Raw genomic sequence first — 12,555 nt, 5'->3', positions numbered from 1 at the left:
CGCCTGCGGCCAAGCGCGGTAATTTGTCGCAACAAACTATTGAGCCTGCACGCACGCCCCACAGCGAAGACAGCTAGCGGTCAGTTTGGTGTGTTGAAACTCAGGCAGACACCACAAACAGGCTGATAATCAGGCCCATATTGACGAACCAAACCAACGAACGCAGAGGCGCCCAGTCGGCCAGGTAACAGACCAGATAAACCAGACGACTGATTACAAACGCGATGGCCAGTTGGTCGATCAAGCCTTGCTCGGCGCCACCCGCCAAGTGAGCAATAATCACCGCTGCAGCAAATGCAGGGGTCACTTCGAAGCCATTCAGCTGAGCGTTATTGGCACGCCGCGCGAGCCCTTCGACGCTGCCCAGATGCGCCCGGGGATCATGGTTGTGACGCGGGCTGAAGCCGCCGCTGGCAGCCTTGGCCGAGACAGTCGCCAGGTAAGGTAAAAACAGGGCTATCAGTACACACCAGAAGGCAATTGTCATGGACACTCCGCGCTCGAATAGAAGGATTAGCTAGAGTGCGCTAGCGACGAACGGTCGTCCATGACCGTTCTCCTTCAATCACAAGGCAAAAGCGCCAATCATGCCGCCAGTTTGCCGCTGGCAATGGCCGCCGAGGCGCGCAACATGGCGCGCAACAGCACCGCACAACCTGCTGCCAAGTCACTTGGCGCGGCGTTTTCGATTTCGTTATGGCTTATACCGCCCTCGCACGGCACGAAAATCATCCCGGCCGGGCCCAGCTCCGCGAGAAAAATCGCGTCGTGGCCGGCGCCGCTGACGATGTCCATGTGCGACATCCCCAGCCCTTGCGCAGCACTGCGCACGGCATCCACACAGACCTCATCAAAATACAGCGGCGGGAAGTCTGCCGTCGGCGTCAGTTCGACGCTTAAACCATGCTCGGCGCTGGTGGTCTCGATCACTTTGCGCACCTGCGCGATCATCGAATCCAGACGCTCCGGCTCAAGATGACGGAAATCCAGTGTCATGCGCACCTCGCCCGGAATCACGTTACGCGACCCCGGATACGCCTGCAGGCAACCGACGGTGCCGCAGGCGTGCGGCTGATGCTCAAGCGCAATGCGGTTTACTGCCGCGACCACGGCCGCCGCGCCAACCAGTGCGTCTTTGCGCAAATGCATCGGCGTTGGGCCAGCGTGCGCTTCAACGCCGCGCAAGGTCAGGTCGAACCACTTTTGCCCCAACGCACCAAGCACCACACCGATGGTTTTCTCTTCATCCTCAAGAATCGGCCCCTGCTCGATGTGCGCTTCAAAGTAGGCGCCCACGGCGTGGCCGGTGACGGCGCGGCTACCGGCATAACCGATAGCGTTGAGCGCCTCGCCCACCGTCACGCCATCGGCATCACGCTTGGCCAGAGTTTCTTCCAGAGTGAATTTGCTGGCGAATACCCCGGAGCCCATCATGCACGGTGCGAAACGCGAGCCTTCCTCGTTGGTCCACACCACCACTTCCAGCGGCGCTTCGGTTTCAATGCCCAGATCGTTCAAGGTACGCAGCACCTCGACGCCGGCCATGACGCCAAAGCAACCATCGAACTTGCCGCCCGTGGGCTGCGTGTCGATGTGACTGCCGGTCATCACCGGCGGCAAATTGGGATTACGTCCGGGGCGGCGGGCAAAAATATTGCCGACGCCGTCCACCGTTACGCTGCACCCGGCAGCCTCACACCACTTGACGAATAAATCGCGGGCCTGGCGGTCGAGATCGGTCAGGGCCAGGCGGCAAACGCCGCCTTTGGGCGTAGCGCCGAGCTGGGCCAATTCCATCAGCGATTGCCATAAACGCTCGCTATTGATGTGCTGATCAGTGGATTGCAAAACAGCCTGGGCAGCGGTCATAAATACCTCTCTGTCGATTCTGAGTTTTAGAGTGACGGTTTGGCGACAACGGCAGTGCGCGAGCTATTGGCGCTGCACAAGCCGAAATAGATCAGCCCGCCGAGTGCCGAGCCAGTGAACCAGCCATAATCGTAGAACCAGCTGAATGCAGGGCTGCCCAGCGACATCAGGGTCAGCAGAACAGGCAATACGAAGGCGGCAAAACCCATCCAGTTCCAGGCTGGATAAACGTCGTCGCGGTACAGGCCCGCCAGATCCAGACGCTGTTTCTTGATTAGGAAGTAATCCGCCACCATGATCCCGGCGATAGGCCCGAGCAGGCTTGAGTAACCCAGCAGCCAGTTTGAATAAACGCTTTCTAGGCTGACATCAGAGACAATCCAGCCGAGCTTTTTAAGCAGCTCATGGCCCATCAAACCCAGACCGACAAAGCCTGTGATCAACACTGCCTTGGTGCGGTTGATCAGCTTGGGCGCAATGTTCTGGAAGTCATTGGTGGGGGATACGATGTTAGCGGCGGTGTTGGTAGAAAGCGTCGCCACGATAATCAACGCCATCGCCACTGCCACCCAGCCCGGGCTCTGGATATGGCCGATCAGACTGACCGGATCCGACACGGTTTCGCCAACCAGCGAAGCCGATGCAGCGGTCATCACCACGCCCAGCGCAGCAAACAGGAACATGGTCAGCGGCAGGCCAATAATCTGGCCGACAATCTGGTCTTTCTGGCTTTTCGCGTAGCGACTGAAGTCCGGGATGTTCAGCGACAATGTCGCCCAGAACCCGACCATCGCGGTCAAACCGGCCATGAAGTAACCGACCACACTTGCACCTTCAGGACGCTTGGGCGGTTGTGCGAGCAATTCGCTCATCGACACATTGGGCAGCGCCCACACCAGCAAGCCGGCGCCTACCAGCACCAGCAACGGTGCAGAAAGCGTTTCCAGCCATTTGATCGACTCGGCGCCGCGCAGTACAACCCACAGGTTGAGCACCCAGAAGATCATGAAACCAATCACTTCACCGGTGCCGCCCAAGGCTTTCCAACCCTCGAAAATCGAGCCCAGAAACAGGTGAATCGCCAGCCCGCCGAACATGGTCTGAATGCCGAACCAGCCGCACGCCACCACTGCCCGAATCAAACAGGGCACGTTGGAGCCAATGATGCCGAACGAGGAGCGAAGTAATACCGGAAAGGGAATGCCGTACTTGGTACCGGGGAATGCGTTGAGGGTGAGCGGGATCAGCACCACGATGTTGGCGAGCAAAATGGCCAACAGCGCCTCCCCGACCGACAGCCCGAAGTAGGCCGTCAGCACACCACCCAAGGTGTAGGTCGGTACGCAGATCGACATACCGACCCAAAGCGCGGTGATGTGCCATTTGTTCCAGGTTCGCTCATGCACCTTGGTCGGTGCGATGTCGTGGTTGAATCGAGGGCTGTCGAGGACGTCACTGCCCGCCTCTAACTCATACAAGCCATCACGCTCTGTGACTTCCGATCTGCTTTGTTGCATGGGCTTCTCCAGATTTTTTTGATTGTTATTAGCTCATCGGGCTACACGATGGCCGGAGTTCTTCGATCTGCTGCGGTGCCAATGGCGTTGCGAGGCCGACGAACATGACTGCTGCGACACTCAATAAGCGTGCCTAAAACCATGTTGTGCGCCCCTCAAATCACCAGTTATTTCTCTAACGCGCTGATTAGTAATCCTTTTATAAAAAATCATGGCTTCCAAATCAGCAGCAACCCGATCAATTGAAGCGTGTTTCTACAGGTTGTCTGCACAGTCAGGATTCAAAGTGGTGCAGGCATATTTTTTTCAAACCTGCACAGCGCTCAATCCCGCCGGTTTAAATCGCTGATTTTGCATAGGAAATCTCGCTCATTTTGACAACCTGTCAAGTGCGTCAAAATGGTGAACTGCCGAACCATTTTGGTGATTTACATAAAATGTCGTTATTTTTCATATACTTATTAACAAAGTAATTGATTAAAAAATAATCTTGATCATTTCCCAAACTGCTACTAAGTTCTATTCCTGACAGCAGTGACAGGATTAAATCGAGCCACTGCCAGATGCTTCCAGATAAATCCAAGAGCCGACACGCATCGGCCAGCCTGAGAGGAATTTGCTATGGCTTTATTGATCCGCGGCGCCACGGTGCTAACCCATGAAGAAAGCTACAGCGCCGATGTCCTATGCGCGGACGGTCTGATTCAGGCGATTGGTGAAAACCTCGACGCACCGGCAGGTTGCGAGGTTCTCGATGGCAGCGGCCAGTATCTGATGCCAGGCGGCATCGACCCGCACACTCACATGCAACTGCCGTTCATGGGCACCGTTGCCAGTGAAGACTTCTTCAGCGGCACCGCAGCAGGCCTTGCCGGCGGCACCACATCAATCATCGATTTTGTTATTCCCAACCCGCAGCAATCGCTGCTTGAGGCCTTTCATCAATGGCGCGGCTGGGCTGAAAAGTCCGCCTCGGATTATGGCTTTCATGTCGCGGTCACGTGGTGGAGCGAACAAGTCAGCGCCGAGATGGAAGAGCTGGTGAGCAAGCACGGGGTCAACAGCTTCAAGCATTTCATGGCGTATAAAAACGCGATCATGGCGGCCGACGACACCCTCGTCGCCAGCTTCGAGCGTTGCCTGTCACTCGGCGCCGTGCCCACTGTGCACGCCGAGAACGGCGAGCTGGTTTATCACCTGCAACAGAAATTGCTGGCTCAGGGCTTAACCGGACCGGAAGCCCACCCGCTGTCGCGCCCTTCGCAAGTGGAAGGCGAAGCCGCCAGCCGCGCCATTCGTATTGCCGAAACACTCGGCACTCCGCTGTACCTGGTGCACGTTTCAACCCGCGAAGCGCTGGATGAAATCACTTACGCACGCGCCAAGGGCCAGCCGGTTTACGGAGAAGTGCTGGCCGGACACTTGCTGCTCGATGACAGCGTTTACCGCGATCCGGACTGGCAAAAAGCGGCAGGATACGTGATGAGCCCACCGTTCCGTCCGCGTGGCCACCAAGAAGCGCTGTGGCAAGGTTTGCAATCCGGCAACCTGCACACCACAGCCACCGACCACTGCTGCTTCTGCGCCGAACAAAAAGCAGCGGGCAAAGACGATTTCAGCAAGATCCCCAACGGCACCGCCGGTATTGAAGACCGCATGGCCGTGCTCTGGGATGAAGGGGTCAACAGCGGCAAATTGTCGATGCATGATTTCGTCGCTCTGACGTCCACCAACACCGCCAAAATTTTCAATCTGTTTCCGCGCAAAGGCGCAATTCGCGTCGGCGCCGACGCAGATCTGGTGCTCTGGGACCCGCAGGGCACACGCACGATCTCGGCGAAAACCCATCACCAGCAAGTCGACTTCAACATATTCGAAGGCAAAACCGTGCGCGGCGTACCCAGCCACACCATCAGCCAAGGCCGCCTGGTCTGGGCCGACGGTGATCTGCGTGCCGAGCGCGGCGCCGGACGCTATATCGAGCGCCCGGCATACCCGGCCGTTTTCGACTTACTCAGCAAGCGCGCCGAACACCAGCGCCCGACCTCGGTAAAACGCTAAGCACGCACAGAAATGGCGCCGGCAGAAGGCGCCCATTTGCAAAGGCGCATTGACACACCACAAAGACGCAAAGAGCAAAGAGCAAAGGCGGACAAACCCCAAGAGGTTTGGCGCCACTTATCAACGAATTGACTGCCCACAAGGCAGCTGGCCACCAAGGCGAGGCTTTAGCCCCTCATTTGCCGGCCAGCCGCCTTGATAACAATCACAAAACCGTGAGGCATTAACCCGTGATAGACACACTCAGCCACCTCCCTCGCCCGGATGCAGACGCCACTGAACTGGCGAAAAATTTCAGCGATCTGGCACCGCCGCTCAATGCTCGCCAGGCTGCGCTGGAAAGTGCTCGTTGCCTGTATTGCTACGACGCACCGTGCATCAATGCCTGCCCGAGCGACATCGACATTCCGTCGTTCATCGGCAGCATCAGTCATGACAACGTCACCGGCGCTGCGCAAACCATTCTCTCGGCAAACATTCTGGGAGGCAGTTGCGCACGGGTGTGTCCGACCGAAATCCTCTGCCAGCAAGCCTGTGTGCGCAACAACGAAAAAGAGTGCGCGCCGGTGCTGATCGGTTTGCTGCAACGCTACGCGATTGATAACGCCCAGTTCAGCGAACACCCATTCAAACGCTCAGCCGCAACCGGCAAGCGCATTGCCGTAGTTGGTGCAGGCCCTGCCGGGTTGTCGTGCGCGCACCGGCTGGCGATGCATGGCCATGAAGTGGTGATTTTCGAGGCCCGCGAGAAGTCCGGCGGGCTCAACGAATACGGCATTGCCAAATACAAACTGGTCGATGACTTCGCGCAGAAGGAAGTCGATTTCCTCCTGCAAATCGGCGGCATCGAGATTCGGCACGGGCAAAAGCTCGGTGACAACCTGACCCTGACAGAACTGCACCAGCAGTTTGACAGTGTATTCCTCGGGCTCGGTTTGGCAGCCAGCAAACAACTGGGGCTGGCAGATGAGAACGCCGCCGGATTGATGGCCGCGACCGACTATATCCGCGAGCTGCGCCAAACCGATGACCTCAGCCAATTGCCGGTCGCCAACCGCTGCATCCTGCTGGGCGCGGGCAACACGGCGATCGACATGGCCGTGCAAATGGCCAAGCTTGGCGCGCGGGACGTCAATCTGGTTTATCGCCGCGGCCTCAGCGACATGGGCGCAACCGGTCACGAACAGCACATCGCCAAGGACAATCAGGTGCGGCTGCTGACATGGGCGCAACCGGAAGCCGTGCTGCTGGATGATGCCGGCAAGGTGCGCGGTATGCGCTTCGCCAAAACCCGTATGGAAAACGGCCGGCTGAGCACGACCGGCGAGACGTTCGAGCTGGCGGCTGATGCCATTTTCAAAGCCATCGGGCAAGCCTTCGACAACAACTCGCTGAGCGACCCGCTGGCCGCAGAGCTCAAGCGTGCTGGCGAGCGAATCTGGGTTGATGAAAACCTGCGCACCAGCATTGCCGGCGTATACGCCGGTGGCGATTGCACCTCACTCGATCAAGACCTGACGGTGCAAGCCGTACAGCATGGCAAACTGGCTGCCGAGGCCATTCACTCAACCCTCTCGCTGAAAGTGGAGGCTGCATAATGGCCGATCTCTCTATTGAATTCGCTGGCATCAAATCCCCAAACCCGTTCTGGCTGGCGTCTGCGCCACCGACCGACAAAGCCTACAACGTGGTGCGCGCCTATGAGGCTGGCTGGGGTGGCGTGGTCTGGAAAACCCTCGGCGAAGACCCGGCGGCAGTCAACGTGTCATCGCGTTACTCGGCGCTGTATGGCCCTAACCGCGAAGTGATGGGCATCAACAACATCGAACTGATCACCGACCGCTCACTGGAAATCAACCTGCGCGAAATCACTCAGGTTAAAAAGGACTGGCCGGATCGCGCATTGATCGTCTCGCTGATGGTGCCGTGCGTTGAGGAGTCGTGGAAGTACATTTTGCCGCTGGTCGAAGCCACCGGCGCGGACGGCATTGAACTCAACTTCGGTTGCCCGCACGGCATGCCCGAACGCGGCATGGGCGCAGCAGTTGGCCAGGTTCCCGAGTACGTCGAGATGGTCACGCGTTGGTGCAAGACGTACAGCTCGCTGCCGGTAATCGTCAAACTCACCCCTAACATTACCGACGTACGTTTATCGGCCCGCGCAGCTCATCGCGGCGGCGCCGATGCGGTGTCGCTGATCAACACCATCAACTCGATCACCAGCATCGACCTCGACATGATGGTCGCGCACCCGATTGTCGGCAGCCAAAGCACCCACGGCGGTTATTGCGGCGCAGCGGTTAAGCCCATCGCCCTGAACATGGTTGCCGAAATCGCCCGCGACCCGGAAACCAGAGGCTTGCCGATTTGCGGCATCGGCGGCATCGGTACCTGGCGCGACGCGGCTGAGTTCGTCGCCCTCGGTTGCGGCGCCGTACAGGTTTGCACCGCCGCGATGCTGCACGGCTTCCGCATTGTTGAAGACATGAAAGACGGACTGTCACGCTGGATGGACTCGAAGGGCTACACCAGCCTCAATGATTTCTCCGGCCGCGCAGTCGGCAACACCACCGACTGGAAGTACCTGGATATCAATTATCAGGTCATCGCCAAGATCGACCAGGACGCCTGCATCGGTTGCGGCCGCTGCCACATCGCCTGCGAAGACACTTCACACCAAGCCATTGCAAGCCTCAAACAAGAGGACGGCACCCACAAATACGAAGTGATCGACGACGAATGCGTCGGCTGCAACCTCTGCCAAATCACCTGCCCGGTCGATGACTGCATCGAAATGGTCGTGCAAGACACCGGCAAGCCGTATCTCAATTGGAACGAAGACCCAAGAAACCCTTATCGGGTGGCGAGTTAGTTATGGTGGCGTAAAGCCCTCGCGGGAAATTATGCGGTGTAACCAACATCGCCTGACGGATTGCCCCATCGGGGCTATCCATCCTCCAGGTGTCGTATGGCGCGGGAACGCTTCCCGACGGAGGATGGATAAACCGCAGGTTAATCCGTCATTACGATCTACGAGATGTGAATTGCGTTCGTCTTTGTGTTCGATTTTTCGCGCGGTGGTGACGATGAGAATCCCTCGCGGGAAATTTTGCGGCGTGGCCAATATCGCCTGACGGATTGCCCCAAAGGGGCTATCCATCCTCCGGGTGTCGTAAGGCGCGGCAAAGCTCCCGACGGAGGACGGATAAACCGCAGGTTAATCCGTCATTGCGATCTACGCGATATGAATTGCGATCTTTTTGGGTTTGTTTTTCCGCGCGGTGGTGACGGTGAAAACCCCTCGCGGGGGAATTTTGCGGTGTGGCCAATATCGCCCGACGGATTGCCCCGTCGGGGCTATCCATCCTCCGGGTGTCGTATGGCGCGGGAACGCTCCCGACGGAGGATGGATAAACCGCAGGTTAATCCGTCATGGCGATCTGCGAGATGTGAATTGCGATCGTTTTGCGTTCGATTTTTCACGCGGTGGTGGCGGTGAAAATCCTTCGCGGGGAATTATGCGGTGTGGCCAATATCGCCTGACGGATTGCCCCAAAGGGGCTATCCATCCTCCGGGTGTCGTAAGGCATGGGGACGCTCCACGACGGAGGATGGATAAACCGCAGGTTAATCCATCATGGCGGTCTAACAGATGTGAGCAGCCCTAAAGCGAATTTAGGGCTCAAGCCCGATACCACGGAGTATCACGGTGGTGATGGTCTGCACGGCTTTCTCAAATTGCATCTCGCTCAGCGCCTGATGGTCATTGAGCACTTTCACCTGATGGCTGAAGTCGGCGTAATGCTGGGTTGAGGCCCAGATCATGTACAGCAAGCTCGAAGGCTCGACCGCCATAATCCGTTTGTCCTCGACCCACTGACGGATTTTCGCCTCTTTCATTTTCGCCCAGTCGTAGAGGCTTTTATCCAGTTCGTCACCGAGCATCGGGGCGCCGTGGATAATCTCGTTGGCCCAAACTTTGGAGCCGTGCGGACGGGTGCGCGAGTGGGTCATTTTCGCCCGAATGTAACTGCTGAGCACCACACGCGGGTCGTCGAACATCTCGAAGCACAGCGCATCCTGCTTCCACACCTCGAGCAAATCGAGGAGGACGGCGCGATACAGGTCGTCTTTGGTGCTGAAGTAGTAATGCAGATTGGAACGTGGCAGCCCGACTTCCTCGGCGATGTCGCCCATCGAGGCGCCGCCGTAGCCTTTCTCGGAAAAAATCTTCTCGGCAGCGAGGAGGATTTTCTCGGTATTGCGCCGGCGAATTTCGATCTTGTGGTTGGCCATGCTGTGTCCATTACGAGGCAGTGAGCCAAGGCTATCATCTGCTTTCAAACAGAGCGACGGAAAGCCTTGGGCAAAAGCGTTCAGGTCGCTATAATTGGCCGGTTTTTCGTGAGCAACTCCGCTTTGCTCACGCCCGCCACCTGTCCGAGGGGCGCTGCAGCAGACCCTGCTTCTCAGTGGTTTGTCAGGCTCGGATGGGGCGTTAACCATACGCATCAACGGCGCCCATTCGCAGACAACGAATGGAGAACTCATTTTATGAGCGCTGTTATGACGCCTGAAGGTTTTACCGACTTTAAAGTCGCCGATATTTCGCTGGCCGCCTGGGGCCGCCGCGAAACCATCATCGCCGAATCCGAAATGCCGGCTCTGATGGGCCTGCGCCGCAAGTATGCCGGCGAACAGCCGCTTAAAGGCGCGAAGATCATCGGTTGCATCCACATGACCATCCAGACTGCCGTGTTGATCGAAACACTGGTGGTACTGGGCGCTGAAGTGCGCTGGTCTTCGTGCAACATTTTCTCGACTCAGGATCAAGCTGCTGCTGCCATCGCGGCGGCTGGCATTCCGGTATTTGCCTGGAAAGGCGAAACCGAAGAAGAGTACGAGTGGTGCATCGAGCAAACCATTCTCAAGGATGGCCAGCCTTGGGACGCCAACATGATCCTCGACGACGGCGGCGACCTGACCGAGATCCTGCACAAGAAATACCCGGCCATGCTGGACAACATCCACGGCGTGACCGAAGAAACCACCACTGGCGTTCACCGTCTGCTGGACATGCTGGCCAAGGGCGAGCTGAAAATCCCGGCAATCAACGTCAACGACTCGGTCACCAAGAGCAAGAACGACAACAAGTACGGTTGCCGTCACAGCCTCAACGACGCCATCAAGCGCGGCACCGATCACCTGTTGTCCGGCAAGCAAGCGCTGGTCATCGGCTACGGTGACGTGGGCAAAGGTTCGGCTCAGTCGCTGCGCCAGGAAGGCATGATCGTCAAGGTTTCCGAGATCGACCCAATCTGCGCCATGCAAGCCTGCATGGACGGCTTCGAGCTGGTTTCGCCGTACATCGACGGCCTCAACGACGGCACCGACGCCTGCATCGACAAAGCGCTGCTGGGCAAGATCGACCTGATCGTGACCACCACCGGCAACGCCAACGTGTGTGACGCGGGCATGCTCAAGGCGCTGAAGAAGCGCGCAGTGGTGTGCAACATCGGCCACTTCGACAACGAAATCGACACCGCTTTCATGCGCAAGAACTGGGCATGGGAAGAAGTTAAGCCGCAGGTACACAAGATCCACCGTACCGGCGCTGGCAGCTTTGACGCGCAGAACGATGACTACCTGATCCTGCTGGCCGAAGGCCGTCTGGTGAACCTGGGTAACGCCACTGGCCACCCGAGCCGCATCATGGATGGCTCGTTCGCCAACCAGGTTCTGGCGCAGATCTTCCTGTTCGGCCAGAAGTACGCCGACCTTCCCGCCGCTCAGAAAGCCGAGCGCCTGACGGTTGAAGTACTGCCGAAGAAACTCGACGAAGAAGTGGCCCTGGAAATGGTTAAAGGCTTCGGTGGCGTTGTTACCAAGCTGACCAAGACCCAGGCCGACTACATCGGCGTTACCGTTGAAGGCCCATTCAAGCCAGACGCTTACCGCTACTAATCAGTCCGCGCGCTGGCAGTGTGAGAGCGCTGCCAGCGCGCGTTCAAGATGGAATCTTCTGATGAGTAAAGAACGCCGTTACAGCTTCGAGTTCTTCCCGACCAAGACCGAAGCCGGCCACGAAAAGCTGCTGGCAACTGCCCGCGAGCTGGCCACCTATAGCCCAGATTTCTTCTCCTGCACCTATGGCGCAGGCGGCTCGACCCGCGACCGCACACTGAACACCGTGCTGCAACTCGACGGCGAGATCAAAGTAGAAACCGCTCCGCACCTTTCGTGCGTTGGCGACAGCAAGGCTGAGTTGCGCGAGCTGTTGGCCCTGTACAAAGACGCAGGCATCAAGCGCATCGTTGCCCTGCGTGGCGACCTGCCATCCGGCATGGGCATGGCCAGCGGCGAGCTGCGCTATGCCAACGAGCTGGTGAGCTTCATTCGTGAAGAGACTGGCGATCAGTTTCACATCGAAATCGCCGCTTACCCGGAGATGCATCCGCAGGCACGCAATTTCGAAGACGATATCGCCAACTTCGTGCGCAAGGCCAAAGCCGGTGCCGACAGTGCCATTACCCAGTATTTCTTCAACGCCGACAGCTACTTCTACTTTGTCGACCGCGTGCGCAAGATGGGTATCGACCTGCCAATCGTGCCGGGCATCATGCCAATCACCAACTACAGCAAGCTGGCACGTTTCTCCGACGCCTGTGGCGCCGAGATTCCACGCTGGGTACGCAAGCAGCTGGAAGCGTATGGTGACGACATCGACAGCATTCAGGCGTTTGGCGAGCAAGTCATCACTGAAATGTGCGAACGCCTGCTGCAAGGCGGCGCGCCGGGCCTGCACTTCTACACGTTGAACCAATCCGCGCCGAGCCTGGCGATTTGGAACAACCTGAAGCTGCCACGCTGATTCAGTCTTTGCGACGCTGCGGCCTGCTCTCGGGCAAGGCCGCAGTCTTTAGCTACTGCTCGAAGACAATGCTTTATAACGGCCCTGCATAACAGTGTTGGCGAACCGTTAAGCAGGCTATTGATAAAATTGCCCACTGCTCTGTTATACTCGGGACTTCCCGCCAGGCTTGCGCCCGGATGCTAGGCCCCTCAGAGACCAGCAGTACCGGACGGGATTGCACGCTCATTACGTTGC

9 protein-coding genes and 1 riboswitch are annotated in these 12,555 nt (G+C 57.9%); of the genes, 5 read left to right on the top strand and 4 right to left on the bottom strand.

The features are described from left to right. Nucleotides 1-100: 100 nt before the first annotated feature. The 3 genes from FEZ62_RS00760 to FEZ62_RS00750 form a co-directional block, all read right to left on the bottom strand. Nucleotides 101-487 carry an MAPEG family protein gene (locus tag FEZ62_RS00760; protein WP_069902479.1) on the bottom strand — a complete coding sequence of 129 codons (387 nt, stop codon included), beginning with the start codon at nt 485-487 and terminating at the stop codon, nt 101-103. Between the two features lie 98 nt (nt 488-585). After that, a complete protein-coding gene (locus FEZ62_RS00755) occupies nt 586-1,869 on the bottom strand; it encodes a Zn-dependent hydrolase (protein ID WP_069902478.1) in 1,284 nt (427 codons plus the stop codon). Nucleotides 1,870-1,895: 26 nt separating this feature from the next. Then, nucleotides 1,896-3,386 carry an NCS1 family nucleobase:cation symporter-1 gene (locus FEZ62_RS00750; RefSeq protein ID WP_090513771.1) on the bottom strand — a complete coding sequence of 497 codons (1,491 nt, stop codon included), beginning with the start codon at nt 3,384-3,386 and terminating at the stop codon, nt 1,896-1,898. Nucleotides 3,387-4,007: 621 nt separating this feature from the next. Here FEZ62_RS00750 and hydA point away from each other — a divergent pair. From hydA to preA, 3 genes are all read left to right on the top strand, one after another. Then, on the top strand, nt 4,008-5,447 hold the full coding sequence (gene hydA, locus FEZ62_RS00745; RefSeq protein ID WP_069902476.1) for a dihydropyrimidinase: 1,440 nt from the start codon (nt 4,008-4,010) through the stop codon (nt 5,445-5,447). Between the two features lie 230 nt (nt 5,448-5,677). Next, the gene (locus FEZ62_RS00740; protein WP_172926497.1) at nt 5,678-7,045 is read left to right on the top strand and encodes an FAD-dependent oxidoreductase; all 1,368 of its coding nucleotides are present in this window, start codon (nt 5,678-5,680) and stop codon (nt 7,043-7,045) included. Next, nucleotides 7,042-8,319, top strand: a complete 1,278-nt coding sequence (gene preA, locus FEZ62_RS00735; RefSeq protein ID WP_170827811.1) for an NAD-dependent dihydropyrimidine dehydrogenase subunit PreA — start codon at nt 7,042-7,044, stop codon at nt 8,317-8,319. The genes FEZ62_RS00740 and preA overlap by 4 nt, the downstream gene beginning before the upstream one ends. A gap of 803 nt (nt 8,320-9,122) precedes the next feature. On the opposite strand, the gene FEZ62_RS00730 is transcribed toward preA, so the two are convergent. Continuing rightward, nucleotides 9,123-9,743, bottom strand: coding sequence for a TetR/AcrR family transcriptional regulator (locus FEZ62_RS00730; protein WP_172926496.1), 621 nt, complete (start codon nt 9,741-9,743; stop codon nt 9,123-9,125). 140 nt (nt 9,744-9,883) lie between these two features. Then, nucleotides 9,884-9,977: riboswitch (S-adenosyl-L-homocysteine riboswitch) on the top strand. Between the two features lie 24 nt (nt 9,978-10,001). Between FEZ62_RS00730 and ahcY the strand changes: the two genes are divergently transcribed. Together ahcY and metF are read left to right on the top strand one after the other, a co-directional pair. After that, nucleotides 10,002-11,411, top strand: coding sequence for an adenosylhomocysteinase (gene ahcY / locus FEZ62_RS00725; protein ID WP_172926495.1), 1,410 nt, complete (start codon nt 10,002-10,004; stop codon nt 11,409-11,411). 61 nt (nt 11,412-11,472) lie between these two features. Further along, on the top strand, nt 11,473-12,318 hold the full coding sequence (gene metF / locus FEZ62_RS00720) for a methylenetetrahydrofolate reductase [NAD(P)H] (RefSeq protein ID WP_172926494.1): 846 nt from the start codon (nt 11,473-11,475) through the stop codon (nt 12,316-12,318). The last annotated feature ends 237 nt before the right edge of the window (nt 12,319-12,555 follow it).

This window comes from Pseudomonas sp. MS19 (genome assembly GCF_013277615.1).
Taxonomy (GTDB): Bacteria; Pseudomonadota; Gammaproteobacteria; order Pseudomonadales; family Pseudomonadaceae; genus Aquipseudomonas; species Aquipseudomonas marincola.
The sequence above is the reverse complement of the archived record's forward strand: the minus strand, read 5'-3'. Positions and strand labels throughout refer to the sequence as shown.

Coding starts and splice junctions, on each gene's coding strand:
- FEZ62_RS00760 (WP_069902479.1), bottom strand. CDS start 487: ATGACAATTGCCTTCTGGTGTGTACTGATAGCCCTGTTTTTACCTTAC.
- FEZ62_RS00730 (WP_172926496.1), bottom strand. CDS start 9,743: ATGGCCAACCACAAGATCGAAATTCGCCGGCGCAATACCGAGAAAATC.
- FEZ62_RS00750 (WP_090513771.1), bottom strand. CDS start 3,386: ATGCAACAAAGCAGATCGGAAGTCACAGAGCGTGATGGCTTGTATGAG.
- metF (WP_172926494.1), top strand. CDS start 11,473: ATGAGTAAAGAACGCCGTTACAGCTTCGAGTTCTTCCCGACCAAGACC.
- hydA (WP_069902476.1), top strand. CDS start 4,008: ATGGCTTTATTGATCCGCGGCGCCACGGTGCTAACCCATGAAGAAAGC.
- FEZ62_RS00755 (WP_069902478.1), bottom strand. CDS start 1,869: ATGACCGCTGCCCAGGCTGTTTTGCAATCCACTGATCAGCACATCAAT.
- ahcY (WP_172926495.1), top strand. CDS start 10,002: ATGAGCGCTGTTATGACGCCTGAAGGTTTTACCGACTTTAAAGTCGCC.